Consider the following 26,335-nt stretch of genomic DNA (forward strand, 5'->3'; position numbering starts at 1 on the left):
ATGATAAGGAAGACACTTAAAGCCGTTCTTATGGCTTCCGCTCTCTCGGCGGCAGTGTTTGCATCTGCTCCGGCTTTCGCTGCCGGAAAGCTGACCGTTTCGTCGCCGCAGGACCCGGGCAGCTGGGATCCGATCGACACTTTCCTCGTCAACTGGGCTTCTGTCGCCACCAATATTTTCGACGGTCTCGTCTATCGCGGACCAGACCTCAAGATTGTTCCGGCACTGGCAGCCTCGTGGGATGAGCTGGATGACGGCAAGCGCATCCGCTTCCATCTGCGCGAGAACGTCAAGTTCCATAATGGGGAGCCGTTCAACGCCGAAGCCGTCAAGTTCACCTTTGATCGCCTGCTCGGTGACGAGGGCGCGAAAGGCCCGCAGCGTTCGAACTATATCGCCATCGAGAAGGTGGAAGTTATAGACGACAAGACCGTCGATTTCCATCTGAAGGCGCCAGATCCGGTTCTGATCACCAAGCTGGCCGGTTATGGTGGCATGATCGTTCCGCCAAAATACATTCAGGAAAAAGGCGACGATTATTTCAACACGCATCCGGTCGGTACCGGGCCATTCAAATTCGTGTCCTATGAACCGAAGGTGAGCATCAAGCTTGAGGCTTTCGCTGATCATTGGGGCGGTGCGCCGAAACTTTCCGAACTGGAATATCGCTTCATCACCGAGCCTTCGACCGCCGTTGCCGAACTTCAGGCCGGGCGCGTCGATCTGGTCATTCCGCCGACCATTCCGATTGGCATGATCCCGACCATTCAGGGCGATCCGAAGCTGGAACTCGTCACGACGGCAGGCCCGACGGTCTATGCCCTGCGCTTCAACACGGCTGATGGCATCACCAAGGACGAGCGCGTTCGCAAGGCGCTGATCATGGCAGTTGACCGCGATGCGATCATCCAGTCCATTCTGGCCGGTCAGGCAGAACCGATTGCAAGCTTCCAGGGCTCGCTGTCCTTCGGTTTCGATCCGAACATGAAGCCGCTGCCTTACGATCCGGAAGGCGCGAAGAAACTGCTCGAAGAAGCGGGCGTCAAGCCCGGCGCAACCGTGCAGATCGATGTGCGCGGTCAGGATGCAAGCTTCAATGAAGTGGCGCAGGCTATCGCAAGCTTCCTGCAAATGGTCGGCGTCAATGCCACCATCAAGCCTTATGACACCAATGTTTTGCTGAACGATATCATCCCGCAGGGCAAGACCGGCGCGATGTTCCAGCAGGCCTGGGGCGGCTGGACCTTCGACTACGATAACACCGCCTATTCCATGTACCATTCCGGCGAGAAGTGGAACCCTTACGACAAGGACGAAAAGCTCGACAAGATGCTGGAAGCGCAGCGCTCGGTTATTGATCGCGGCGAGCGCGAAAAGCTCTTGCAGGAAATCGCGGTTTACGCTGCCGACCGTGCACTCGAAATGCCGCTTTACAATCTCAAGGCAATCTTCGGCGTCAACAAACGCGTGAAGAACTTCGTGCCGGTTCCCGACAGCCGTCTGCGTCTCACGGACGTCACTGTCGAGTAAGCAAGAATGACAATACGGCAAGCCGGTCATATCCGGCTTGCTGCAGCATTTCGGAGGCGCACTGGTGGCCGGATTTCTGATCAAACGAATTTTGCAGGCGTTGTTCGTGCTTGTCGCGATGACGCTGCTTGTCGCTTTCGCGGTCCGCCTGACAGGCGATCCGGCATTGATGCTGACGCAAGGCGCGGGCAGCATTACCGAAGCTGATCTTGCGCGCATCCGTGAAGGCCTCGGTCTCAACCAGCCGTTCTTCGTTCAATACTGGCAGTTCCTGAAAGGACTGTTCACGATGGATCTGGGGCGCAGTTTCCTCGGTGGAACGTCGGTTTCCACGCTCGTTGCTGGCGCTCTGCCCGCCACGCTGATGCTGGCCTTCGCCTCGCTGTTCGTTTCTATCGTGATTTCCGTTCCACTCGGTATCAAGGCTGCGGTGTCGCGTGGAAAATGGGCCGATCAGCTGATCCGCATCTGCTCGCTGGTGGGCCTGTCCTTTCCGAACTTCTGGCTGGCGACCATGCTGGTGCTGCTGTTCGGCATCTCGCTGCAATGGCTACCGCCAAGCGGCATGAGCGGCATTGCAAGCTTCATCATGCCCGCGCTCACCATGGGCGTCATCCTGACTGCAACCAATGTTCGTCTTGTGCGCACGGCGATGCTGGAGACGCTGCAATCGCAATATATTATGGTGGCGCGCGCCAAGGGGTTGAGCGAGAACAAGGTTCTCTACAAGCATGCGCTGCGCAATTGCGCCATTCCGTTGATCACCTATCTCGGGCTTCAGTTCGGCGGTCTTCTCGGTGGTATCGTCGTGGTGGAACGCGTGTTCAACTGGCCGGGCATGGGCACACTTGCCTTCGACGCGGTGGCCGGGCGCGATTATCCTGTCCTGCAGGCCACCATCGCGATCCTTTCCATGCTGATCATCGGCGTCAATCTTCTCGTGGACATCGCTTATGGCCTTGTCGATCCGCGTATCCGCACGGAGTAGGACCCATGGCAACCAAGACCTTATCCGTTCTGTTTTCGCGTTTTGCGAGCCTCGAATTCATCGTCGGCGTCGTGCTGACCGGCTGCATTTGTCTGGCGGTGATTTTCTCCGGCTATCTGTTTCCGGGCGGCGCCAACAAGATCGATCTCCTGGCGCGCCTGACACCGCCATTTGTCAATCAGGCCCATATTTTCGGCACAGATCCGCTGGGCCGCGATGTGCTGGCGCGTGTCATCACCGGCGGCAAGATTTCGCTGTTTGTCGGTTTTGTCTCGGTGATCGGCTCCGTTCTTATCGGCACCATCATGGGTCTCGTCGCTGGCTATTATCGCGGCTTCTGGGATATGGCGCTGATGCGCTTTGTCGATGTGCAGCTGGCCATGCCCTTCATTTTGCTTGCCATCACTGTGATGGCCATTCTGGGTGGCGGGCTTTTCAACACCATCATTTTGCTGATCGTCTCGCAATGCGTGCAATATGCGCGACTGGTGCGCGGCTCGGTGTTGTCGTTGCGCGAGCGCGAGTTCATCCTGTCAGCCCGGGCCATCGGCGTGAAGGATTGGCGCATCATCTTCCAGCACCTGCTGCCGAACCTGCTTGGTCCGGTCATCGTGCTGATGACGCTCAATGTCGCCAATAATATCCTGCTGGAATCGAGCCTGACCTTCCTCGGCCTTGGTGTTGATCCGACCATTCCAAGCTGGGGCGGCATGCTGGCCGATGGTCGCACTTATCTCCAGACTGCATGGTGGGTGAGCATTTTCCCGGGCCTCGCCATTCTGTTCACGGTGCTTGGTCTCAATCTTCTTGGCGACTGGCTGCGCGACAGCCTAGATCCAACCGGCAGGACTTCCCGATGAGCGTGCTTTTTGAGAAAACCTATCCGCGTACGGTTCATGCGCTTGTCGAACGCTTCCTGAAACCGGAAATGCGCGGCGCGAAGGTGGAAGCATGGCTGTTCGATGATCAGCCGAGCCGCTTTGCCGCGGAAACGACGCTGCGCGAGGCTGGTGTCGAGGTGCGGCTGCGCTCGGCTTATAAGCCGCTCCTGCATTTCTTTCTGGAAGAAGTTGATGGCTCTGCGCTGAAGTCGGCAGCGATCCGTTATCCGCGTCATGACGCCTGTGTGCAGAACAGGTTTCTGCTTGAGACCTATCCTTTATCAGCGCTTCTTCCGGAGACGGAGATAGATTTCTCGGCTTCGGGCAAAGACGACTTTCATTATGAAGTCGATCTGGTCTTTGCCGATGGCCACAGCGAAAGCCATCGGGTTTTCGCGCCCAACCGCGTGCATGTGGATTTCATCGGCGAAACGCTGGTGTCGCCAACCGGCTGGCTGGCCGTCACGCGGCACGGCAAGATTGAAAACGCGCGCTATGAGACATCCTATGAAAAGCTGTTTCATGACACCGTCGCGGCCATCGCCGCCCATGACTGGAAGCGTGGCGAACCTTATTTCGATGAGTTGAACATCGCGGTCAGTCTGCCGATCACCGACCGCCGCCTGCCTTACGACGAGGAAACGCTGAGCCTCACCGAAGCCATGCACGAGGATATCTACTTCTCGCTGCTCGAAGTTTTTCAGAAAAAGTCGGGTCGTCCGGTGGGCGATCGTGGCTTGCAACCGGGCCAGATTGTACCGGAAGTCCGCTTTCGCGATGCCGAGCCGTCGGTCAAAGTGGAGACACGCTCGCTTTCAACCGATGACGCGCTGACGGCAGAACAGGTTCTGGAGACGGCGCAAGCGCCGCTTTCCGCCGATCAGATCCGCCGTGAAATCGCCAGACTGGGCGGCAAGCCGTTCGAGGCAAAGACCCGTTCAGGCAGAACGGTGCGCGCGACCTATCGCAAGGGCAGCGATGCCGCGATGATGATCAGCGCCGGACAGCACGCCAATGAAACGACCGGCGTTGTCGGCGCGTTACGGGCGGCTAACCGGCTTGCTGCGCGCAAAAGCGCGCATTTCACGATCTCCCCGCAGGAGAATCCAGACGGATACGAGATACACAAGCGGCTTTGCGCACTTCAGCCGCACCACATGCATCACGCCGCGCGCTATACGGCGCTGGGTGACGATCTTGAATATCGCAGCGGCGAGGGGCTTTACGAAAAGGCCATTCGTGTCGAGGCTGAAAAGCTGACGGATGCGAAACTGCACGTCAACCTGCATGGTTATCCATCGCATGAATGGACGCGTCCGCTGTCCGGCTATGTGCCGCGTTCCTTTGCCATGTGGACGTTGCCGAAGGGCTTTTTCCTGATCATCCGCCACCATGCCTCCTGGGAGAAGGCAGCAGAAGAACTAATCGACCGCGTGACGAAACATCTGGCCGCGATTGATGGCTTGGTTGCCTATAACAATGCCCAGATCAGGCTGTTCGAGCAGCATGCAGGCGAAACGGGTTTCCGCATCATCAATGGGTTTCCGTGCCTCGTCGGCGTGGATGACCGCCATACGGTGCCATTGACGCTGATCACCGAGTATCCGGATGAGACGGTTTATGGCGATGCTTTCGTCAAGGGACACACGGCGCAAATGGAAACCGTGCTGGCATCCTATGATGCCTTGCAAATGATGCTTCCCTCGGATGCGGTTGCTTAAAGATAATAGACGCCAATGCGTTTGCCGCCGATAATTTCGACGGCAATCTCCATCTCGTAAATGTCTGCAAGGATTTCCGGATGAATAAGTTCATCCGGGCTTCCTTGATGCACAACCTTGCCGTGGCGCATGGCGACTATGTGGTCGGAATAGCACGATGCGAAATTGATGTCGTGCAGAACCAGAACAACGGTTTTTCCAAGTTCGTCTGCAGCTCGCCGCAACAACTTCATCATTGAAGCTGAATGCTTCATATCGAGGTTGTTGAGCGGTTCGTCCAGCAGCACATAATCTGTATCCTGGCATAGCACCATTGCTACGAATGCACGCTGGCGCTGTCCGCCCGAAAGTTCATCCAGAAAGCGTCCGCTTAGATCTTCAAGACCGAGATAGCCGATGGCCTGCTCGACATGATTGCGGTCTTCACTATTCGGGCGGCCTTTAGAATAGGGATAACGACCGAAGGTTACGAGGTCGCGCACGGTCAGGCGGGAATTAATCGCATTTTCCTGTCGTAGGATCGAAAGGCGTTTTGCCAACACATCACCGGATGTCGTTGAAACATCGAGTCCGTCTACGGTCACACGACCCTTGTCCATTGGCAGGAGACGGCTCACCATCGAGAGCAGCGTCGATTTTCCTGCCCCATTCGGCCCGATGATCGAGGTTATGCCGCAAGCAGGCAATTTCAGGGTCACATCATCAACGACAAGTGTGCTGTTGTAGGATTTGCTGACTTGGCTGATTTCTATCAACGCGCGTGCCCCCTGACGAGAAGGATAATGAAGACAAGGCCGCCCAGAAACTCGATGATGACACTGAGTGCGGTATTGAACGAGAAGACCCGTTCCAGAATGGTCTGTCCGCCAACGATGCAGAGGATTGCAAGCAAGATGGCTATAGGCAGGATAAACCGGTGTTTTGCCGAACCGGCAAGCATGTAAGCCAGATTGGCGACCAGAAGACCGAAAAAGGTTATAGGTCCAACCAGTGCGGTGGAAACGGAAACCAACACCGTGACCATGAACAGGATTTTGCGCACGATGCGTCGATGATCGACGCCCAGATTGATTGCCGGATCTCTGCCGAGTGACAGGACGTCAAAGACATAGACGAAGCGCAGACCGTAGAGCGAAACAGCCGCGACAATAACGGCTGACATAATCAGAATGTCGCTATTGATGGTGTTGAAACTGGCGAAGAAACGGTCTTGCAGAACAGCGAAAAGATTTGGATCAAGCATCCGCTGCATCAGGTTGGAAATGCTGCGGAAAAAGACACCGCAGACAATGCCGACAAGCATAACGAGGTGCAGGCTGCGCGTTGCTCCGGAGAAGAGCCAGTAATAGAGTGTACCAGCGAAAACCACCATGATAGCGGTTTCTGCCAGAAAGCGAATATTCGGTCCGATCCAATCGATTTGAACAGCGCCGAAGAAGAAGACTACCAATGTCTGAATCAGAATATAAAGCGCGTCGAACCCCATGATCGAGGGGGTTAGGATGCGGTTGTTCGTGACTGTCTGGAACAACACCGTTGAAACCGCAATCGAGTATGCGACCAGTACCATGGCTGCAAGCTTGGTGCCGCGGAAGGACAGGATGAAAGACCAGCTTCCCTTTGCGCCGACTGTCATGAATGCTGCCACTGCAAGCAGAGTGATCACAGAGAGGAGCGAGAGGATCAAGGTAGGGCGCTTAAGCAAGGCGTGATCCCCGCCGCAACAGAAGATAGAGGAATATGACGCTTCCCACGACTCCCATCATGGTACCGATTGGAATTTCGTAAGGAAAGCGGACTACTCGCCCGACAATATCGCAGGCAAGAACAAGTCCAGCGCCGAGTATTGCAACCCACGGTACAGCCCGTCGCATATTGTCGCCGATAAACATGCTGACGACGTTCGGAACGATAAGACCAAGGAAAGGTATCATGCCAACGGTCACGACGACTGATGCGCTGACCATCGAAACGATGACAAGGCCAAGTGTGACTACACGGCGATAATTTAGGCCAAGGTTGGTGGTGAAATCCTCGCCCAGTCCCGCGACCGTGAAGCGGTCAGCGGCAATGTAGGCGATGATTGTAAGGAAGAACGCAAGCCACAAGAGTTCATAGCGTCCGCGAAGAACGCCGGAAAAATCGCCGGTTGTCCAGGAGTTGAGCGATTGCAGAAGATCAAAGCGGTAAGCAATGAAAGTAGTGATTGCGCTGACAACACCACCAAGCATGATGCCGACCAAGGGCACGACAAGAACGGATCGCAACGGAATGGCACGAAGAATGCGAAGGAACAAAGCAGTTCCGGCAAGCGCCGTAACAGAAGCGACCAGCATTTTTCCGATTACTGGCGTTTCCGGTGCAAACAGTATGACCAGAAGGATGCCAAGACTGGCAGATTCCACCGTACCTGCCGTCGATGGTTCAACGAAACGGTTGCGTGTCAGCATCTGCATGATCATGCCTGAGACGGCCATGGACATGCCCGCCAGAATGATTGCAAGGGTGCGTGGAATACGGCTGACAAGCATGACTTCGGCGGCACGGTCAGTGCTTTCGGTGCCGAATAGCGTGCTCAGCGACACATCGCTGACGCCGATAAACAGGCTGATGACAGCCAGTACGGCGACAACGGCAATGGCTGCTGCAAGTCCCTTCACGCTCGTTTCCTGTTCTGTTGCCTGATCACGGTTTCGGGCCACCTGCTATTAACTGTGTGGCCCGACCGGATTGGGTTTGGAAAGCTGTTACTTTGCTTTGTCGAAAGCCTGGGAAAGCTGATCGATCGTGCCGTGAAGCGCGCCGAGACCGCCGCCAATCAGATACCAGTTCTGAGCGTTCAGATAGACAAGCTGCTCCCTTTTCCAGGCATTGGTCTGGCGCACGAGCTCATTGTCCAGAACCTGCTTTGCCGAATTGCCTTCACGACCGATGGCGGCGTCACGATCGATGACAAACAGCCAGTCGGGATTGGTTTCGAGGATAAATTCCGAGCTCACGGGCTGGCCATGATTGCCGATGGAAAGGTCAGGCGCTGCAGGCTTGACCCCGAAACTGTCATGCAAGACGCCGAAACGCGAACCGGGGCCATAAGCGCTGATTTTGCCGCCGGAAGTGAGGATCAGAAGGCCGGTGCCTTTGTTGGCGGCCTTTTCCTTCAATGCAGCAAGTGCGGCATCAAGCTTCTCGGCTTCCGCCTTTGCTTCTGCTTCCTTCCCGAAAATCTGGCCAAGTTTCTCGACATTGGCTTCAGTGTCGGCGATGAAATTCTTCGCATTGGTCGTCAGATCGATGGTTGGAGCGATCTTCGAAAGCTCACCATATTTCGCAGCCGAACGACCTGCCACAATAATAAGATCTGGTTCTGCCGCATTAACGGCTTCATAGTCAGGCTCGAACAATGTGCCGATTTTCGCATACTCGTCGCCCTGATATTTCTTCAGATATTCAGGAAACGATATGCCGCTGGGAACACCAGTCACCTTGACGCCAAGGCGATCCAGATTGTCGAGGGTGCCGAGATCGAAAACCAGTACCTTAGCCGGTGAGGCTGGAACTGCTGTTTCACCCTGAGCATGCTTGATAGTCACATCAGCAGCATTTGCAGTTGAGGCAATGCTCAGCGCCATTATGGCGGCACCGCACAAGCGTGTAACCTGTTGAGCGATATTCAGCATGATGTTCGATCCTTTCATCAATCCTGTGCTTTACAGTCAAGTATCTTCTCCGTCAAAGACCGAGAGAGAAAATTCAGTTGTTTTTGCCCTTGGGGTTTTGTCCGAGCACAATGAAATTAAGGCTGTCCGCCACCGTGAGCGGTATCATTGAGCCGTGGCTCTCATCCTCGAAACGATGAAAGGCTGCGCCAACTTGCGGTAGTTCAGAAAGCTCTTTGAAGATGTCTGAACCGGAAGGTCCGCCACGCAGTTTCTTCAAACGGTCATCGTCCTGCTTCGTCTGGCCGGGGCGGCTACCACGTTTGCCGGAGGTTTCTATAAGCAAGCGGATTGGGCGAGGGGCATCCTTGAAGCGCGTGATGAACTGATTTTTATCAGTTAGAATTGAACGATCATTCCACCAGATCGATGGGTCCGCTGCGCTATAGCTCTGGAAGGAATTCGTGTGGTTGAACAAGGCATAAAGGGTGAACAATCCGCCCAGAGAGTGGCCGAACAGGGCCTGTCGGCTTTCATCGACGTTGAAACGCTTTTCGACTTCTGGCTTTACCTGATGGTCGATGAAGTCGAAGAATGCATCTCGTCCTCCAGTCTTTGGTACATTGAAGTGGACTGGGATCAGATCGTCAGGTGTCGGAGGCGTGAAGTCGAAATATCGCAGGCGGACGATTTCTTCCTGATTGTCAGTCGGGTAGCCGATGCCCACAAATACAGCCTTCAGGGCAGAGTTTTCTGCCATGAGCTTTGCTGCAATCGGCAACATGCGATTGCCGTCGACCATGTATATGACAGGATAGCCACCTTCGGGTGCAGCCTCCTGCGGTGCAGCGGTGAATATACGATAGGCGATGCCGTTGGCTTCCATATCAAAGGACGAGGTGGAAGGCTCAGCAGCCTTCACGGTGGAAGCCATCAGTATCCCCGTCATCATCAGGCATGCTTTCTTCACGATATTCGTCAGTGCGCTCATAAGAGCATCCCATTCATGCAAAAGACGCCAGCCATTGCGGGCAGGCGTCTTTTTGTTGTGATACTAGAAGCGGGAAGTCATACCGACCCAGAGGCGACGACCATCGACGACTGTATTGAAGTCATCAACATCAACCTTCTTGTCGAAGACGTTGTAGACGGCAGCGTTCAGAGTAACATTCTCGCTGAAGTCATACGAGCCGCCGATATCGAAGGTTGCATAGGGCTTGTACTTGCGAGCGACTACCTTGCCGTTCCTGTAGACGGGTTCACCGGCTGTGCCGATACGCGCACCCGCATTGGTTTCTTCGCCGTGGTAGTTACCGCTGGCCCATGCACTCAAGCCTTCAATCGGCGTTATCCAATCTGCACGCAAGCTGGCCATGTGCTTCGGCGTACGTGTCAGAGGCAAGCCCTTGTAGTCACCGGTCTGCTGTTCGGAGTCGGTGTAGGTATAGTTGCCGCGCACGGTAATTGTGTCGGTTGCTTCCCAGTTGAAGGTTAACTCCACACCTTGCATGACGGCTTCATCGATATTGAAGCTGTACCAGAGACGATAGTTCGGATCTTCGCTCCAGCGAATTGGATTACCATTGGCATCCGTCACCAGCGCATTGCTGATCTTGTCTTTGAAATCCGTGTAGAAATAGGTTGCGCCGAGGCGAAGGCCAGACTGGTTGTCCCAGAGAACACTCGCTTCATAGCTTGTGCTTTTTTCAGGCTGCAGATCTGGATCGCCGATGATTACGCCGCAGGTGCCGTTTGGACCATACGAGCATCCCGCGCCGCCCGTCGTATAAGCATATCCCGGGGCGATAGTACGGAGTTCCGGTGCACGGAAGCCGGTGGAGATACCGCCCTTGAACGTCAGTTGTTCAGTTGCGTGCCAGACGGCATAGCCGCGTGGGCTGAAATGGGAGCCATAAATCTCATGGTCGTCCATACGCAGACCGCCTGTCAGGGCGAAGTCTGGCGTGATCCACCATTCATCTTCTGCAAAGAGCGCCCACTGGCGAACGCTGAACTCTTCATCCAATCCGGTACGACGTCCTGGGTTCTGATCGGTCAGCACCGATTGCGAAAACTGTCCACCGGTTACCAGCGTGTGATTACCGTAGAATTCGAACGGAGTTGTGAACTTGCCATCGAGTACCGAATTACGGATATGCGGCGAACGCAGGTTCTCGACGTAGCTCTTGGTCTTGTTGTCCCAATTGAAATTGGTGCGTTCTGCCCATTCTTGCTGGAATGAGAATTCCGACGTTGTCGGTCCCCAGCGACCAGTATGGCTGATCGACCAATGATCGCGATCATTGTAGTTGTAGGAATCCGAGCCCGATGCCGCCGTGTTGCCGACGGTGGCGTCGCGACGAAGGCGAGTCTTGCCCAGCTCGAGCATGATATCATGATCTTCATTCGGCGTGATTGTAACGCGACCGGTGATGTCGATATCTTTCTGTTCTGGCGTCCCGCTGACGATATTGTCTTCCTGCCGCTTGAGACCGCGTCCCCAGACCTGAACGCCGACGAGGTTCGGGACCAGCGGCCCGGTCATGTAGTAAGACCCCTGCAACGAATTTCCGAATTTGGAATGCTGCTGAACCGTGCCGTCTACAGAGAAAGAACCGCTCCAGGTGTCCGATACTTTCTTGGTGATCACGTTGATAACGCCGCCCATCGCGTCCGATCCGTAGAGCGAAGACATGGGGCCACGAATGACCTCGATCCGTTCGATTGCGTTCGCAGGCGGTAAGAAGCTCTGCTCGAAGCCGGAGTTGCCGTTGGTGCGGGCATCGCGCGTGCTCTGGCGCTTCCCGTCAACGAGCAGCAAAGTATAAGAACCAGGAAGACCACGAATGAATATGTCGCGCTCGGCCGCCGGACCTGTCACCGCGACGCCCTGAACGTCTTTCAGAGCATCGGTCAGATCGCGATAGGCGCCTTTTTCCAGCTCTTCGCCAGGAACGACAGTGATGCTTGCCGGAGCGTCGGTGATGTTCTGTTCGAACCCTGTTGCCGTGACAACAATCTGGTTAAGTTTGACAGCTCCATCAGCGGTCGTTTCGATGCCCGCTTCCGTTGCCTTTTTCTTCTTGGTGCCAGCTTCGTCTGAAGTTGCCTCTTCCGCAGCGTTGATCGCGGTTTGCGCGATGGCATTCATTTCGCTCAGAAGTAGCGTTGTGGAAAGACACGTCCCCGCAAGGATCGCCCGATAAATGAGCGATTTGCTGGCCAAACGCCTGTTTTGTGTACCATCGGCCCACAATCCCCGAAACAAGCTGGTCATTTTCGTCACCGTTTAAAGTTGAGTTTTCAAGTCTCCTTATGTATGGCTGTCGGGTGACGTCAATCGTGATGTTTTATAAGTGTTCTAAATTTCAAAAACCGCAAATGGACGGGTAAGAAAGTGATGTCGGGCAAGCCGGTGAAAACGCAGCAACAAACGGAGAAAGGTGAGAGTGAAAGCCTTCGTTTGGGACAATTGCGCTTGCTTATCGCTCTTGATGCACTTCTTGTGGAAGGCAGTGTTGGCGGTGCTGCCAAACAGATGGGGTTAAGCATTGCGGCTATGAGCCGACTGCTCGGACAGATTCGCGAAAAGTTCAACGACCCCATTCTAGTTCGCTCCGGCCGAAACATGGTGGCCACCCCGAAAGCCGAGGCGCTGCGCGGGCGTTTACGGCGGTTGGCGAATGAGGCCGAAACGCTGTTGAGTTTGGACTTTACCGAATTGCCGAAGTCGAGCTGTACCGGGCATCACGGGTGGAAGCGAAGCGCCATTGTAACACCGCCGCCGCTCGGAATCCGTAAGGTTGTTGAGCTTGAAAACCATCCGACACCAGAGCAGCTTGCAGCACAGTTCGCCAACATCCAGGACGAAAACGATCCGGCCAGACGACTAGCGAAATATATCGCTGTTGTAGGGCGAAAAGCCGGGCACACCCGTCCGCTCGAGATGTCTGAGGCTGATGATGCATTCACGACGATCTTTAGGGGTAATGCCGATCCGATGCAGATCAGTGCGTTGCTGCGGCTCATTCACTATCGTGGGGAAACTGCACCGGAACTTGCTGGCATAGCGCGAGCAGCGAGACGAATTTATTCCGTGGAGGCGGGCTTGAACATGCCAGCGCTGGACTGGCCAGCTTATCTATCGCCGAATTCTGTGCAGTCACCGTGGTTCATGCTTTCAGCCTTGCTGGTCGCGCGGGCTGGTTATCCTGTTGTCTTACACGGTAATTGTGGCACAGGTGAAATCTCGGGCAAGCTTGAGATAGCGGCCGAAGCTATCAATCTCCCGATCGCGACATCACATTCGCTCGCAGAAGGTGCATTAAGAGCGCATGGCATCTGTTTTATGCCGTTGGCCGGTTTCGCTCCTCAGATTCATGCGCTGATGGCGCTTTACCCACTGTTCGAGTCGCGTTCATCGATGAATAGCCTCGTTCATTTGCTCAATCCGATGAATCTCAAGGCATCGTTTTTGGGGGTTACACAGCCCACATATCGTGAGTTACACCGCGATGCGGGCGTACTTCTTGATATGCCTTCTATTTCGGTAGTTTCGACCAGCCGGGACGTTGCCGAGTTAGTTCCGCATCGAACGCATACGATCCATAGGCTTCTTAATGGTCGTGAAACAGATTTATTGCTTCCGACCCTTTCCAAGGAAAGTGGTGACAAGCATTCGAGCTTCAGTTCATTCGAATACTGGTATGGCATCTGGTCTGGCGCGGCAACGGACAAACGTGCAGAAAATACAATCGTTGCGACGGCTGCCATGGCGATGATGACGGCCGCCGCCGCAGACAACGAAAGCCATGCGCAATTTTTCGAGAAAGCCGAAAAGCTCTGGCGAAATCGCCACAGCCGGGCGGCGGCGTGATTTGGAAGTAGTTGCGATTGTGGAACGTAAAACTGTTTCACGTCCGGCAGAATTTGAAAAAGCTTTCTCTCGCTCGTTCGAGGATGGCAAGTCCATGCTTTGTCTACTAATTTTGTAGGCTTTATCTTTCTCCCCGTGAATTCGATTGCAACAGGGGAGCTTCGATGGTCAATCAGGTACTCGGCGAGGCGGGGACGTCTATTTTTGAGGCGATGTCGCGACTTGCTGTTGAGCGTGGAGCCATCAATCTGGGGCAGGGATTTCCAGAAGGCTTTGAACCGTCCGAGCTCCTTGATGCCGCTGCTCGGGCTCTTCGTGAAACTTCACAACAATATCCGCCCATGATGGGGCTGCCGGTTCTCCGCCAAGCTGTCGCAGAAAACGCAAGGCGATTTCTCGGTATTGACGTAGACTGGGAAAGGGAAGTTCTAGTTACGTCCGGCGCTACGGAAGCGCTCGCCGATACGTTTCTGGCGCATCTGGATACGGGCGACGAGGTTATCTTGTTCGAGCCGGTCTACGATGCTTACGCTACGCTTATCCGCCGTGCAGGCGGGAAGGTGGTGCCGGTACGGCTGAAACCACCTCATTGGGAGCTACCGCGAGAGGAGCTGGCAAAAGCCATTTCTCCACGGACGAAACTCATTGTCGTCAATACGCCGATGAACCCAATCGGCAAGATACTGGATCCAGATGAGCTGGACTTTCTCGCCGAACTTGCGATCAAGCATGATCTCGTGATCGTTTCGGATGAGGTCTACGAACATCTCGTCTTCGACGGTCACCCGTTTCATTCTATGTTCGGTGTTGAGAAAGTCCGCGACCGTGTCGTGCGAATTGGCTCCGCTGGAAAGAGCTTTTCATTGACAGGATGGAAGGTCGGCTATGTGACAGCTTCCGCGAAGCTTCTCGCACCGATTGCTCGTGCTCATCAGTATGTCACTTTCGCCACGCCGCCAGCATTCCAGTCGGCGGTTGCGGTTGGGCTTTCGTTACCTGATAGCTACTTTGTCGGCCTTCGGACAACGCTGGCATCGCGACGGGATCTGCTGGTTGAAGGGCTGAAATCTGCGGGTTTTGATGTCGTAGCTGTCCCTGCCACCTATTTCGCGGTGGCCGATATAAAGTCGCTCGATCATGGCGGTGACGATCTCGATTTTTGCCGACGGTTGACGCTTGAAGCAGGTGTAACCCCGGTTCCTATCTCATCTTTTTATGGTGCACGCGATGTGCGCAGCCATGTCCGTTTCTGTTTCGCCAAGGGCGAAGAAACGCTGCGGGAGGCCGCTTCACGGCTGGTCCAGTGGAATAATGAGCACAATTGGCGCGCGGCATCATAGGCGCGCCCGAAAATCACTACAGGGAAAATAAGATGCATTCAGTTTCATTTTTGCGCGGTGCAGTTTCCGCAGCACTCTTCTCAGTGCTCGTCGCTTCACCGGCGCTTGCGGAAAAAATCCGGTTTGGTGTAACTTCGGGGCCGCATGCTGAAATCGCCGAAGCACTCGCGCCCGTTGCCAAGGCAAAGGGGCTGGATATCGAGATTGTGGAGTTTTCGGACGGCGCACTGATCGACCCGGCGACAAATGATGGCGATCTCGACGCCAATGGCTTTCAGCATACACCTTACTTCGATCAACAGAACAAGGATCGAGGTCTCAATCTCGTTGCTGTTGGCGGACGTACTGTCTTGCTGCCAATGGCTGGTTACTCACGCAAGTACAAATCTCTAAGTGAGCTGCCAGAGGGCGCACAAATCTCCATTCCCAATGATCCGAGCAATGCAGGCCGTGCCTTGAAGCTTCTTGAAGCTGGCGGCGTTATCAAGCTTACGCCGGGTGTAACTTTCAACGCAACTGAACTCGATATTGTCGATAATCCGAAAAAGGTCAAAATCATACCGATGGAAACGGCCCAGCTTCCACGGTCGCTGGAAGACGTGGATTTTTCCGTCATCACTTCACATTTTGCGCTGAGTGCCGGGCTGGTTCCGACCCGTGATGCGATCCTGATCGAAGACCAGTTATCCGATTATTTCTGCCTGCTTGCTGTCGCGGGAAAGAACAAGGATGCACCGTGGGTCAGGACGCTTGTCGAGGCTTATAAATCTCCTGATGTCAAAGCCTTCATCGAGAAGAAGTTCGATGGCAATATCGTAGCGGGTTGGTGACATGAACGTGCTCGTACGCAGCGGACCTGTGTCGAACGCCGTACCGGACGATACAAACCCGGCACCGTCAATCATCGACATACGTTCGCTGACAAAGACCTTTGACAAGAAGGCCGGTCCGGTCATCGACAATGTCTCGCTTCAAATCGCCAAGGGAACCATTCACGGAATCATTGGTCGTTCAGGCGCTGGAAAAAGCACGCTCGTGCGTTGCCTGAATGGTCTGGTGCACCCAACCGGAGGACAAGTCGTTGTTTCCGGGCGAGAGATCACAACGTTGCGTCAAGGCGAATTGCGACAGGTTCGTCGTGAGGTATCAATGATATTTCAGCATTTTAGTCTGCTGTCTTCACGAACTGCTTTTGGCAACATAGCCCTGCCACTGGAGCTCACAGGCGTTGATCGCAGCACCATAAGAACCCGCGTGAACGATTTGCTTGATCTGGTGGGTCTCAAGGGAAAGGCCGATGCTTATCCATCGGAACTGTCTGGTGGTCAGAAACAGCGTGTGGGTATCGCGCGCGCATTGGCTCTGGAGCCGAGCGTTTTGCTGTCGGATGAGGCGACGTCGGCGCTTGATCCCGAAACCACGGAGCAAATTCTTTCGTTATTGAAAGATATCAATCGGCGACTGGGGCTGACGATTGTACTCATAACGCATGAAATGGACGTGGTGCGCCAGATCGCAGACCACGTGACGGTTCTTGATGGCGGCAAAGTCGTTGAAAACGGAGCGACCTTCGACGTCTTCGCCTTTCCGCAAACACCGATCGCCCGGTCATTTCTGGCTAGCATCGTCGCCCACGACCTACCGCCGGAAGTATCGCAGCGGGTGCTTCCACAACCAGTTGTCGGGTCGGATCCGGTTCTGCGCATTATCTTTTCCGGTGAAGCCGCGCATGCGCCGGTCGTTGCTACGCTCGTACAGCGCTTCGGGATAAATCCGAACATATTGCACGGGCGCATAGACTATATCGGTGGCAGACCACTGGGCATCATAACGCTCGTCGCTGAGGATGGTTCCGCCGATCTCGCGGACGTTCGCAATTATCTGTCTTCACTCAATCTTCATGGAGAGGTCCTCGGTCATGTTGTCCGATCTGCTTCCGCCGGCACTCGTCGGGCTCTTGCTTGAATCGCTGAAGCAGACGGCTACTATGGTGGCCGCATCTGCCATTCTGTCGACATTGATTGGCCTGCCGCTCGGTGTTGCACTGGTTGTTACCAGTCCGGGCCAGTTTCTCGAACGGCCGGTCTTCAATCGTGTTGCGGGCACTGTCGTCAATCTGGTTCGATCCACGCCATTCATCATTTTGATGGTGGCGATCATTCCCTTAACGCGCCTGATTGCCGGAACGACCGTTGGCACCTATGCGGCCATCGTACCACTGACCGCGGCAATCGCACCTCTCTACGCACGGCTCGCCGAAACGGCGATGCGTGAGGTGGACCAGAGCCTGATCGAAGCTGCCGAGAGCATGGGTGCAACGCCAATTCAGATCATCTTCAAGGTGCTCTTGCCTGAAGTGCTACCCGGGATCATTGCGGGGCAAACAGTTACGCTTGTCAGCCTTGTCGGGTACTCGGCGATGGCAGGAACAGTCGGCGGCGGTGGACTGGGCGATCTCGGAATTCGCTTCGGATATCAACGCTTCATGCCGGAAGTCATGGTTGCCGTCGTCATCATCCTGGTTGCGATCGTGCAATCCATCCAGATCACGGGCGACTACGCTGCCCGTCTTGTCAATCACCGTGTGGCGCGCAGCCGTCGTTCCCGCTGAGAGTTTTTCAGGAGCTTCCGATGAATATACATACCACCCCAATCAATCTGCCTCTGCTTGATTTGTCCCGTTTCAACGGCAGCGCCGAGGAGCGCGACAGTTTCATTGAGGAGCTGCGCCGCACTCTTCACGAACATGGCTTTTTCTATCTCACGGGACATGGCGTCGATCCGAAACTCGTGGAGGACGTGGTTGCAACGGCGAAGACGTTCTTCGCACTTCCAGCGGAAGAAAAACTCAAGATAGAAATGGTGAAGTCATCGCATTTCCGCGGTTACAATCGTGCCGGCCTTGAACGGACGCGTGGCGAGCAGGATTGGCGCGAACAGCTCGATATCAACACGGAAGCAGAACCTGCCGAGATCGGTCCGAATAGCCCGGCATGGAAGCGTTTGATCGGCCCGAACCAGTGGCCGGAAGCACTGCCCGAACTTAAGCCATTGTTGCTTGCTTATCAGGCCGAGGTGACACGCGTTGGCATTGATATTCTCAAGGCCATCGCGGCGGCTTTGGGACAGCCGGAAGACTTCTTCGCCCAGATTTATGAGCCGCATCCGTCTCAGCTCCTGAAGATTATCCGTTATCCTGGGCGCGATGTGGCGGAAAGCGAACAAGGGGTAGGAGCCCACAAGGACGGCGGTTTCGTTACTGTTCTGTTGCAGGATGTTGTCCCCGGTCTGCGCGTTCAGCGGGAAGACGGTGAATGGATCGATGCGCCTCCGGTTCCCGGCACTTTTGTTATCAATACGGGAGAATTGCTTGAGCTTGCCACCAATGGATTCGTGCGGGCAGATGTGCATGGCGTTGTCGCGCCGCCAGCCGGTGTGGAACGCTTTTCCGTCGCCTTTTTCCTGGGCGCCCGATACGATGCAATCATCCCTGTTATAGATTTGCCGGATGAGTTGAAGACCAGGGAGCGCGGCGTTACTGTTGATGCGCTAAATCCAATCTTCCGAGAGGTCGGTGCAAATAATCTCAAAAGTCGCCTCCGGTCCCATCCTGATGTTGCGCGTGCTCATCATGCAGATTTGCTGACACCCGAACAATTGGCGGATCGCTCGCCCGGATCGGCATATTGACAGGTTGGTCGTCATTTTCCAGGGCGTCGTGGTCGTGCTGACGAGGATGCCCTGTTCACCCCATCCCTTGACGGCTAATTGTGCTGGTCTCAACAGTCGTCAAGGAACGAGTTCGGGGGTACGTGGTTGATCCAGATTGTTCCGGATCATGCGACACCCTCACGAGTGACCGCCGCTCATGTTTCGCTTTTTCGCTAACATTTATAAGCTGCGATTGCTGACAGGTGAGCGCGGCAGCTATCATTATGGTGGAAACCTTTTATCATTTTGCCAAGCGGATGCCGGTCTTTTTTTCAAAAGTTTCGGCAGATTGACCGTGTAGTTGTCATTTTGAACAATTTGTTCCCACGAAATTTAACAAATCCACGGCTTGATCGTTCAAAGCATCAATGGAAATCTCCCTGCACTTATAAAAGCGTGAAGTAGGGAGGGGATCGCTGAAATGCCTGTAATGCCCAAATTGTGTGCCGATACCATAGTTTATAACGGCACGATCTGGTGTGGATATGAAGAGGGCACAGTCGAAGCCCTAGCGATCTGGCAAGGCAAGGTGCTTGCTACGGGCACCAAGGATCAAATCTGGTCTTTGAAGGGCGATAATACGCGTTTGATCGATCTGAAAGGGCGCTTTGCCACACCCGGGCTGAATGACGCTCACCTGCATCTCATTTCGATTGGGTTGACACTCAAGTGGATTGATGCGACGCCGCAGGCGGCCCCGACATTGCAAAGCCTGCTTGACGCCATTCGGGAACAGGCTGCTTCCGCACCTCCCGGGGCATGGATCAGAGCACGCGGCTATGACCAGACCAAGCTCGATGTCGGTCGCCATCCGCATAAGTCGGAGCTTGATGCTGTTGCTCCAAACAATCCTGTCATGGTGGTACGCGCATGTGGCCACGTTTCGATCTTCAATTCGAAGGCATTTGAACTGGCGGGTATCGACGAAAATTCCCCGGTACCGGATGGCGGCTTGATCGAGCAGAAGAATGGTACTTTGACGGGGATGGTTGCAGAAAATGCGCAAGGCGCTGTCCGCAAAGCGATCCCCAAGGCAACGACGGAAGAGATGATCGAGGCCATTGAGGCCGCAGGCAATCTTCTCCTTTCCTATGGCATCACCAGCGTTATGGACGCCGCTGTCGGTCAGGTCGCGGGCTTCGATGAAATCCGTGCCTATAACCTCGCCAAACTCGACAAGCGCTTGCCGGTGCGCACCTGGCTCGTACTGCTCGGCGATCCGGGACCTTCCATTGTCGAAGAATGCTACAAAGCAGGCCTTGTTTCCGGTGTCGGCGATGACATGCTGACAGTCGGTGCCGTCAAGATTTTCCTTGATGGATCGGCGGGCGGACGCACTGCATGGATGAGCAAGCCGTATCTCGGCGACGACGATAATATAGGTGTCCAGATATTGCCGGATGCAGAACTGGAAGCGCTGGTGCTCGATGCCCACAAAAAGGGTTATCAGTTGGCTTGCCACGCTATCGGCGATGCAGCGATTGGACAACTTATTACAGCCTATGAAAAGGCACTCGCAGCGCATCCCGATCCAGATCGCCGCCATCGTATCGAACATTGCGGATTCTCTACGCCGGAACAGCATGAGCGGATGAAGAAAGCCGGGATTTATCCTTGTCCGCAACAGGTCTTCATATACGATTTTGGTGACGCCTATATTTCTGTTCTTGGCGAGGAACGCGCTCTTTCAAGCTATCCGCTGAAAACTTGGAAGGATCTGGGCTTTAAGCCTGCGACTGGCAGTGATTCACCGGTCTGCCATCCGAACCCCTATCCAAACATCTATTCGATGCTTACGCGCGAAACGGGTAAGGGAACGGTGATGGATACCCGCGAATGCGTGACCATCGAAGAGGCCCTGCAGGTTTATACGGAGTTCGGTGCTTTCTCTCAGAAGCTGGAGAATGTGAAGGGCAAGCTTGTACCTGGGCAGGTTGCTGATATTGCGGTCTTTTCACGCAATATGCTCACCGCGAAGCCGGAAGAGATTCTCAACGACACGCATTGTGTTCTTACCATGCGTGACGGTGAGGTCGTATTCGAACGGTCGTGAGTTAAATGCTCCCGGTTTCCGGGGGCAATAAAAAGAATTGAAGCGTAAACGCTTCGGGGCGATTTCGGGCAGCGAGGTTTCGACAGAGCTGCCCGAAGAACGGTTCATCTGAATCGCAAGAATGACATTTATGAAGGGGAACAACATGAGAAAATTTGCATTGCTGGCAGCGCTGTCCGCAGTCCTGCTGGCCGGAACGGCGGCTTACGCGGCGGACGAACCACGTTCGGGAGGCGTCATCAATTTTGTCGCGCCCTACGGCGACAGCTTCTCGACGCTCGATATTCAAGCATCGCCTGCCACACAAGACGAGTTCTACGCCAAGGCGATTCACCGTACGCTCTATGATTGGGATGCTGATCTCAACAAACCGGTACTCGGTCTTGCAACCGATGTGACTGTGTCCGACGACAGGCTCGTCTATACCTACAAGCTTCGTCAGGACGCATTTTTCCACAATGGCAAGCCTTTGACGGCAGACGACATTATCTGGAGCTACACCCGGATCATGGATCCGAAAAAGGCATTCCCACCGGCACGTTACATCGCCGAAATCAAAGGGGCGGAGGAATATACGCAGGGCAAGGCCAAGGAAATTTCCGGCCTGAAGAAGATCGATGACCATACGCTCGAAATCACGCTGAAACAGCCAATTGATCCGGGCTTCCAGTTCATGCGCAACAACACTGCCATTTACCCGGCAGGTGAGGGTGATAGCGAAGAGTTTCAGCGCCACCCGATTGGTCTCGGACCCTACAAGTTTGCCGAATATGTTCCCGGCTCGCGCCTGACGGTTGAGAAGTGGGACAAGTATTACGAAAAGGGCAAGCCTTACGCTGACAAGATCAACATCATGATCATGGGTGATGCGGCCGCGCGCGACGTTGCGTTCCGCAACAAGGAGATCGACGTAGCCGTGCTCGGGCCGGCGCAGTATACGGCCTATCTGGCCGATCCTGAACTTGCGAAGAATATGGTCGAGGTAGCCGAGGTCTATACGCGCGCCGTCGGCTTTAATCCGGATTTCAAGCCGTTCCAGGACAAGCGCGTTCGTCAGGCAATCAACTACGCCATCGATAGCGATCTCATCATCAAGCGTCTCGTCAAGGACAAGGCCTATCGTGCTGTTGGTTGGCTGCCAAACTCATCGCCAGCCTTCGACAAGGATGCGAAGCCTTATCCGTATGACCCTGAAAAAGCAAAAGCTTTGCTTGCTGAAGCTGGGTATCCCGACGGCTTCGAATTCGAATTGACAGCAACGCAAAACGAGAGTTGGGGCCTGACCATCGTTCAAGCGATCATTCCGATGCTCGCCAAGGTCGGTATCAAGGTGAAGGCAAAGCCGGTTGAAGCGTCAGTGCTTGCGGATGTAGTTCCGGCTGGCAATTTCCAGGCCTATATGTGGTCGCTCGAAAGCGGTCCGGATGCACTGACGGCGATGCAGTGCTTCTATTCCACGACCCCACAATCTGCGTGCAACTACCAGAAGTTCTCGAACGCAGAATTCGACAAGATTGTCGATGAGGCAAAGGTGGCGAAAACCGAAGGAGAGAAGAACGAGCTTCTGAAGAAGGCCAACAACCTGTTGCAGGAAGAAGCGCCGGTCTGGTTCTTCAACTACAATAAGGCTGTCATGGCACATCAGCCATGGTTGCATGGCCTGCAGCCAAACTCGGCGGAGCTCGCCGTTCAGTCCTATGAAAAGCTGTGGGTTGATGACACGGTTCCGTCCGGTCGCTAATTCTGGCTGATCTGGATCGGCCCGCTCGTTATCGGGCGGGCCACTGATCCCCTTTGCTCCAGCGTAGTTTACGCTGATCCGAAAGGAGGACCGTGTGCTCTATTTTATTTTTCGGCGCGTCTTGCAGATGATACCGACGGTCGTCGCTGTATCACTGCTGATCTTCATCATTTTCAGTGTTGTTCCGGGCAGCATCGCTTCTGGCCTAATTGCCAATGGTAAGGGCATGAACGACCCGAAGATGGTCGAAAAGATCACTCAGGAATTTGGCCTCGACAAGCCTGTCCATGTGCGTTTCGGCAATTATCTGGTTCAACTGGCACAGTTTGATCTTGGTACGTCCTATCGATCAAGACAGCCGGTTGTCTCGCTTATTCAGGAGCGCATGTGGCCAACATTGAAGCTCGCTTTTGCGGCTATGGGGTTTGCGATCCTGATAGGCGTACCGCTTGGGTTTCTCGCGGCACTTAAACCCGGAAGCCTTCTCGACAGTGTGACGATGATAGGCGCAGTCTCGGGCCTCTCGCTACCACAGTTCTGGCTGGGCCTGCTGGCCATGTATCTCTTCGCACTGACACTCGGATGGCTGCCGAGTTTCGGCTATGGCGATGGAGGCATCAGAAACGTCATTTTGCCTGCGCTGACGTTGGGTGTTGCGCCATTGGCGTTGCTGGCAAGAACAACGCGTGCAGCCGTGCTTGAAGTGATGGGCGCTGATTTCATTCGTACCGCCCGCTCTAAAGGCATGAGCAGCTTTCGCCTGGTGAAATGGCATGTCATGCGCAATGCGCTGGTGCTGATTATCACGACAATCGGCTTGCAATTCGGATCGATGATGGGGCAGGCCGTGGTGGTGGAGAAGCTATTCTCATGGCCGGGCCTTGGCTCCTTGCTGATCGATAGCGTTTCGCTGCGCGACATTCCCGTGGTGCAGGGGGCAATTCTCGTAATCGTGTTGTGGTTTTTGGTCATCAATACGATCGTTGACATTCTCTACGCGGTTATCGACCCGCGCATAAGCCACGAGTAAGCCCATGAAGCTCCGTTTCAATCTCGTATTCGGCGGGTTCGTGTGTATCGTCATCGTTGCAGCAGCCGTCTTTGCGCCGTTGCTGGCGCACTATAATCCGGTTCTCGACGCTGATTTGATGAATGCTGAATTGCCGCCTGACGCACAGTTCTGGTTTGGCACTGATGCCCAGGGTCGTGATGTTTATTCGCGCATCCTTTATGGTGCGCAAGTGTCTTTGACCGTTGGTGTCGTCTCGCAATGCATCAACACGGTTATTGGTCTGTGTTTTGGCATTTCTGCCGGTTATTTCGGCGGTTGGTGGGATGATTTCGTCAATGGTCTCACTAATCTCATGCTGGCAATTCCGTCGCTGATCTTCGCGCTGGCAATTATGGCGGTCCTCGGCCCCGGTTTGCCAAGCCTTCTGCTCGCGCTTGGCCTGACGAATTGGTCCTGGACTTGCCGCATTGCGCGCAGTTCGACCCTTTCACTAAAGAAGCAGGGCTATATTCAGGCTGCCAAGATGCTTGGCTATAGCGATGCCCGCATCATGATCACGCAGATCGTGCCAAACATGATCGGACCGATCCTCGTTATCGGCACTCTTGGAATGGGCGACGCAATTCTCGCAGAAGCAGCACTTTCCTATCTTGGTCTTGGGATCAGTCCACCGGATCCAAGCTGGGGCAACATGCTCACTGATGCGCGTGAGTTGATCGTGAACGCGCCTTGGGCTGCCGTATTTCCCGGTTTGGCCATCTTCTTCACGGTGCTTGGACTCAATCTGTTCGGGGACGGTCTTCGCGACTGGCTCGACCCGCATATGAGGACACGCAAGGTATGAGCGAACAAGCACTTCTTGAGGTAGAGAACCTCCGGATCGATATTGTTTCTGGTTCGAGCAAACATAACGTGGTCGAAGACGTATCGTTCACTATCGGAGCCGGCGAGACATTCGGACTGGTTGGAGAGTCTGGCTGCGGAAAGAGCATCACTGCACTATCGATGATCGGATTGCTGCGCAAACCACTGTCGATAACGGATGGCGTGATACGCTTCAAAGGGCAGGATTTGCGGTCAATGTCGTCGCGTGAAATGCGCAAGCTGCGTGGCAATCGCATAGCGATGATCTTTCAGGAGCCGATGACTGCTCTCAATCCGTTGTCGCCAGTAGGGCGGCAGATCGCGGAAATGTTCGTGCTGCACCAAGGTGCTACTTGGCACGAGGCGGAGCGCAAAGCGATCGAAGCGCTCGCCAGTGTTCAAGTTCCTGCGCCAGAGCAACGTGTGAAGAACTATCCACATCAGATGTCTGGCGGTATGCGCCAGCGTGTAATGATCGCTATCGCACTCGCGTGTGATCCAGATTTGCTGATCGCTGACGAACCCACGACCGCGCTTGATGTGACTGTTCAGGCGGAAATTCTTCGTCTGATGCAAGAGCTTTGCACGGCACGAGGAACTTCTGTCCTGATGATTAGTCATGATCTTGGTGTCATCGCGAAAATGTGTCGTCGCGTGGGGGTCATGTATGCTGGGCATCTAGTCGAGCAGCGCATAACAGCAGGCCTGTTCCACCACCCGGCTCATCCTTATGCGCATGGTCTTCTGGCCTCTCTACCGCAGCTCGGCTCACGACAAAAAGCAGGTCAGTTGCGGCTGCAGGAAATCGAAGGCGTGGTACCCTCCATTTCCGCTTTTCCAAAGGGCTGCAGGTTCGAGCCGCGTTGTACGCGCGCGACTGATATTTGCCGTGCGCAAAAACCGGGCTGGACGCCACTTGAAGATGCCGGTGTGGTGAGGTGTTTCCATCATGAATGACATGCATTCAGCCAAACTAGCAGAACCATTGGTCCGCATCGACGATGTCTGCGTTTACTTCCCGGTGAGCGGCGGCATTTTCAGTCGCTCAAAGCAATTGCTGCGTGCCGTCAACAATCTCAGCCTGACCCTCAACAAAGGCGAGTGTCTTTCGATTGTTGGAGAGTCCGGTTGCGGTAAATCTACGCTTGCACTCTCCCTCGTCGGCTTGCAAAAGCCGACGAGCGGGCAAATCTATTTTGAAGGACGACCGATCACCGGAAAGGACGAACCGTCGCGGCTGGAACGAGCAAAGATGGCGCAGATGGTCTTTCAAGATCCGTTCGCTTCACTCAATCCGCGCCAGACAGTCTATACGTCCCTGGCGGCGCCCTTGCGACTTCACGGTGTGACCTCGCGCAGCGAAGTCGATGGGCGCGTCGAGGAAATTCTGCGTCTTGTCGGTTTGAAGCCCGAGCAGGCAAAGCGTTTTCCGCACGAGTTTTCGGGTGGGCAACGCCAGCGCATCGGCATAGCACGCGCGCTGCTGCTCAATCCGAAAGTTATCGTGCTTGATGAGCCTGTTTCGGCGCTCGATGTTTCGATCCGGGCTCAGATCATCAATCTGCTGCTGGAACTGAAAGAACGGCTCGGTCTCTCTTATATCATGATCAGCCATGATCTGAGTGTCGTAGAGCATATGAGCGACCGTGTGGCGGTTATGTATTTCGGGCAGATTGTTGAGAGCGGACCGTGGGATCGGATATTCTCGAACCCGACGCATCCCTATACACGGAGACTGATTTCGGCCATTCCCGATCCGATGACGGAATTGACGGGCGGTCGGCTGCTCGACGATACAAGCCCACCGCAAGCACCGGAAGGTTATGCATTCTACCCCGAAAGCTTTGGCACGCACGATGTTCATGAAGTGCCGCCACGGACACAATTCATCGATATAGGCGGGGACCATCGCATTCGCGTTATCGAGAAAGCTTGAGTATCAAGTAAAAAACTAAAAAGCGC

The 26,335-nt window shown here is 54.7% G+C and carries 22 protein-coding genes; 16 read left to right on the forward strand and 6 right to left on the reverse strand.

Going from position 1 to position 26,335, the window contains the following annotated elements; genetic code table 11:
- The 4 genes from AC1RHM_RS12540 to AC1RHM_RS12555 all read left to right on the forward strand — a co-directional run bounded on the left by AC1RHM_RS12540 (position 1) and on the right by AC1RHM_RS12555 (position 5,120).
- Positions 1-1,530, forward strand: a complete 1,530-nt coding sequence (locus tag AC1RHM_RS12540) for an ABC transporter substrate-binding protein (RefSeq protein WP_029375987.1) — start codon at positions 1-3, stop codon at positions 1,528-1,530.
- A gap of 64 nt (positions 1,531-1,594) precedes the next feature.
- Entirely contained in the window at positions 1,595-2,518 is a 924-nt protein-coding gene (locus tag AC1RHM_RS12545; RefSeq protein WP_029375986.1) for an ABC transporter permease, read from the forward strand.
- Positions 2,519-2,523: 5 nt separating this feature from the next.
- Complete coding sequence (locus AC1RHM_RS12550; protein WP_010658988.1) at positions 2,524-3,378, forward strand: ABC transporter permease; 855 nt, start codon at positions 2,524-2,526, stop codon at positions 3,376-3,378.
- Positions 3,375-5,120: a M14 family metallopeptidase gene (locus AC1RHM_RS12555; protein ID WP_010658987.1), complete on the forward strand. Its 1,746-nt coding sequence runs from the start codon at positions 3,375-3,377 to the stop codon at positions 5,118-5,120. Before AC1RHM_RS12550 ends, AC1RHM_RS12555 begins: the two co-directional genes overlap by 4 nt.
- Here AC1RHM_RS12555 and AC1RHM_RS12560 read toward each other — a convergent pair.
- The 6 genes from AC1RHM_RS12560 to AC1RHM_RS12585 form a co-directional block, all read right to left on the reverse strand.
- Positions 5,117-5,875, reverse strand: coding sequence for an iron ABC transporter ATP-binding protein (locus AC1RHM_RS12560; protein WP_010658986.1), 759 nt, complete (start codon positions 5,873-5,875; stop codon positions 5,117-5,119). The two genes, AC1RHM_RS12555 and AC1RHM_RS12560, sit on opposite strands and share 4 nt — an antisense overlap.
- Positions 5,872-6,825: an iron chelate uptake ABC transporter family permease subunit gene (locus AC1RHM_RS12565; RefSeq protein WP_010658985.1), complete on the reverse strand. Its 954-nt coding sequence runs from the start codon at positions 6,823-6,825 to the stop codon at positions 5,872-5,874. The genes AC1RHM_RS12560 and AC1RHM_RS12565 overlap by 4 nt, the downstream gene beginning before the upstream one ends.
- On the reverse strand, positions 6,818-7,780 hold the full coding sequence (locus AC1RHM_RS12570; protein WP_010658984.1) for an ABC transporter permease: 963 nt from the start codon (positions 7,778-7,780) through the stop codon (positions 6,818-6,820). The genes AC1RHM_RS12565 and AC1RHM_RS12570 overlap by 8 nt, the downstream gene beginning before the upstream one ends.
- Positions 7,781-7,867: 87 nt before the next feature.
- Positions 7,868-8,815 (reverse strand): siderophore ABC transporter substrate-binding protein, encoded by a 948-nt coding sequence (locus AC1RHM_RS12575; RefSeq protein ID WP_010658983.1) that lies wholly within the window; start codon positions 8,813-8,815, stop codon positions 7,868-7,870.
- Positions 8,816-8,870: 55 nt separating this feature from the next.
- Positions 8,871-9,767: an alpha/beta hydrolase gene (locus tag AC1RHM_RS12580; protein WP_010658982.1), complete on the reverse strand. Its 897-nt coding sequence runs from the start codon at positions 9,765-9,767 to the stop codon at positions 8,871-8,873.
- A 63-nt stretch (positions 9,768-9,830) separates the two neighbouring features.
- Positions 9,831-12,053, reverse strand: a complete 2,223-nt coding sequence (locus AC1RHM_RS12585; RefSeq protein ID WP_105529205.1) for a TonB-dependent receptor domain-containing protein — start codon at positions 12,051-12,053, stop codon at positions 9,831-9,833.
- Between the two features lie 123 nt (positions 12,054-12,176).
- Between AC1RHM_RS12585 and AC1RHM_RS12590 the strand changes: the two genes are divergently transcribed.
- From AC1RHM_RS12590 to AC1RHM_RS12645, 12 genes are all read left to right on the forward strand, one after another.
- Entirely contained in the window at positions 12,177-13,652 is a 1,476-nt protein-coding gene (locus tag AC1RHM_RS12590) for a glycosyl transferase family protein (RefSeq protein ID WP_010658980.1), read from the forward strand.
- Between the two features lie 164 nt (positions 13,653-13,816).
- Positions 13,817-14,992, forward strand: a complete 1,176-nt coding sequence (locus AC1RHM_RS12595; RefSeq protein WP_010658979.1) for an aminotransferase — start codon at positions 13,817-13,819, stop codon at positions 14,990-14,992.
- Positions 14,993-15,024: 32 nt separating this feature from the next.
- Positions 15,025-15,822, forward strand: coding sequence for a MetQ/NlpA family ABC transporter substrate-binding protein (locus AC1RHM_RS12600; RefSeq protein WP_010658978.1), 798 nt, complete (start codon positions 15,025-15,027; stop codon positions 15,820-15,822).
- A gap of 1 nt (position 15,823) precedes the next feature.
- Positions 15,824-16,957, forward strand: coding sequence for a methionine ABC transporter ATP-binding protein (locus tag AC1RHM_RS12605; protein WP_010658977.1), 1,134 nt, complete (start codon positions 15,824-15,826; stop codon positions 16,955-16,957).
- Entirely contained in the window at positions 16,911-17,603 is a 693-nt protein-coding gene (locus tag AC1RHM_RS12610) for a methionine ABC transporter permease (RefSeq protein WP_010658976.1), read from the forward strand. The genes AC1RHM_RS12605 and AC1RHM_RS12610 overlap by 47 nt, the downstream gene beginning before the upstream one ends.
- Before the next feature lie 20 nt (positions 17,604-17,623).
- On the forward strand, positions 17,624-18,682 hold the full coding sequence (locus tag AC1RHM_RS12615; RefSeq protein WP_010658975.1) for an isopenicillin N synthase family dioxygenase: 1,059 nt from the start codon (positions 17,624-17,626) through the stop codon (positions 18,680-18,682).
- Positions 18,683-19,133: 451 nt separating this feature from the next.
- The gene (locus tag AC1RHM_RS12620) at positions 19,134-20,756 is read left to right on the forward strand and encodes an amidohydrolase (RefSeq protein WP_010658974.1); all 1,623 of its coding nucleotides are present in this window, start codon (positions 19,134-19,136) and stop codon (positions 20,754-20,756) included.
- A gap of 145 nt (positions 20,757-20,901) precedes the next feature.
- On the forward strand, positions 20,902-22,497 hold the full coding sequence (locus AC1RHM_RS12625; RefSeq protein ID WP_029375983.1) for an ABC transporter substrate-binding protein: 1,596 nt from the start codon (positions 20,902-20,904) through the stop codon (positions 22,495-22,497).
- 94 nt (positions 22,498-22,591) lie between these two features.
- Positions 22,592-23,527, forward strand: coding sequence for an ABC transporter permease (locus AC1RHM_RS12630; protein WP_010658972.1), 936 nt, complete (start codon positions 22,592-22,594; stop codon positions 23,525-23,527).
- Between the two features lie 4 nt (positions 23,528-23,531).
- Positions 23,532-24,353: an ABC transporter permease gene (locus AC1RHM_RS12635; RefSeq protein WP_010658971.1), complete on the forward strand. Its 822-nt coding sequence runs from the start codon at positions 23,532-23,534 to the stop codon at positions 24,351-24,353.
- On the forward strand, positions 24,350-25,330 hold the full coding sequence (locus tag AC1RHM_RS12640; protein ID WP_010658970.1) for an ABC transporter ATP-binding protein: 981 nt from the start codon (positions 24,350-24,352) through the stop codon (positions 25,328-25,330). Before AC1RHM_RS12635 ends, AC1RHM_RS12640 begins: the two co-directional genes overlap by 4 nt.
- On the forward strand, positions 25,323-26,309 hold the full coding sequence (locus tag AC1RHM_RS12645; RefSeq protein WP_010658969.1) for an ABC transporter ATP-binding protein: 987 nt from the start codon (positions 25,323-25,325) through the stop codon (positions 26,307-26,309). Before AC1RHM_RS12640 ends, AC1RHM_RS12645 begins: the two co-directional genes overlap by 8 nt.
- Positions 26,310-26,335: the final 26 nt, after the last annotated feature.

This window comes from Brucella sp. GW823-FHT04E01 (genome assembly GCF_058796175.1).

Excerpts from the sequence above, each read along its gene's own strand:
- AC1RHM_RS12555 (WP_010658987.1), top strand. The coding sequence starts at position 3,375 with ATGAGCGTGCTTTTTGAGAAAACCTATCCGCGTACGGTTCATGCGCTT.
- AC1RHM_RS12540 (WP_029375987.1), top strand. The coding sequence starts at position 1 with ATGATAAGGAAGACACTTAAAGCCGTTCTTATGGCTTCCGCTCTCTCG.
- AC1RHM_RS12640 (WP_010658970.1), top strand. The coding sequence starts at position 24,350 with ATGAGCGAACAAGCACTTCTTGAGGTAGAGAACCTCCGGATCGATATT.
- AC1RHM_RS12590 (WP_010658980.1), top strand. The coding sequence starts at position 12,177 with ATGTCGGGCAAGCCGGTGAAAACGCAGCAACAAACGGAGAAAGGTGAG.
- AC1RHM_RS12600 (WP_010658978.1), top strand. The coding sequence starts at position 15,025 with ATGCATTCAGTTTCATTTTTGCGCGGTGCAGTTTCCGCAGCACTCTTC.
- AC1RHM_RS12615 (WP_010658975.1), top strand. The coding sequence starts at position 17,624 with ATGAATATACATACCACCCCAATCAATCTGCCTCTGCTTGATTTGTCC.
- AC1RHM_RS12635 (WP_010658971.1), top strand. The coding sequence starts at position 23,532 with ATGAAGCTCCGTTTCAATCTCGTATTCGGCGGGTTCGTGTGTATCGTC.
- AC1RHM_RS12550 (WP_010658988.1), top strand. The coding sequence starts at position 2,524 with ATGGCAACCAAGACCTTATCCGTTCTGTTTTCGCGTTTTGCGAGCCTC.
- AC1RHM_RS12645 (WP_010658969.1), top strand. The coding sequence starts at position 25,323 with ATGAATGACATGCATTCAGCCAAACTAGCAGAACCATTGGTCCGCATC.
- AC1RHM_RS12625 (WP_029375983.1), top strand. The coding sequence starts at position 20,902 with ATGAGAAAATTTGCATTGCTGGCAGCGCTGTCCGCAGTCCTGCTGGCC.
- AC1RHM_RS12580 (WP_010658982.1), bottom strand. The coding sequence starts at position 9,767 with ATGAGCGCACTGACGAATATCGTGAAGAAAGCATGCCTGATGATGACG.
- AC1RHM_RS12610 (WP_010658976.1), top strand. The coding sequence starts at position 16,911 with ATGTTGTCCGATCTGCTTCCGCCGGCACTCGTCGGGCTCTTGCTTGAA.
- AC1RHM_RS12595 (WP_010658979.1), top strand. The coding sequence starts at position 13,817 with ATGGTCAATCAGGTACTCGGCGAGGCGGGGACGTCTATTTTTGAGGCG.
- AC1RHM_RS12605 (WP_010658977.1), top strand. The coding sequence starts at position 15,824 with ATGAACGTGCTCGTACGCAGCGGACCTGTGTCGAACGCCGTACCGGAC.
- AC1RHM_RS12620 (WP_010658974.1), top strand. The coding sequence starts at position 19,134 with ATGCCCAAATTGTGTGCCGATACCATAGTTTATAACGGCACGATCTGG.
- AC1RHM_RS12575 (WP_010658983.1), bottom strand. The coding sequence starts at position 8,815 with ATGAAAGGATCGAACATCATGCTGAATATCGCTCAACAGGTTACACGC.
- AC1RHM_RS12585 (WP_105529205.1), bottom strand. The coding sequence starts at position 12,053 with ATGACCAGCTTGTTTCGGGGATTGTGGGCCGATGGTACACAAAACAGG.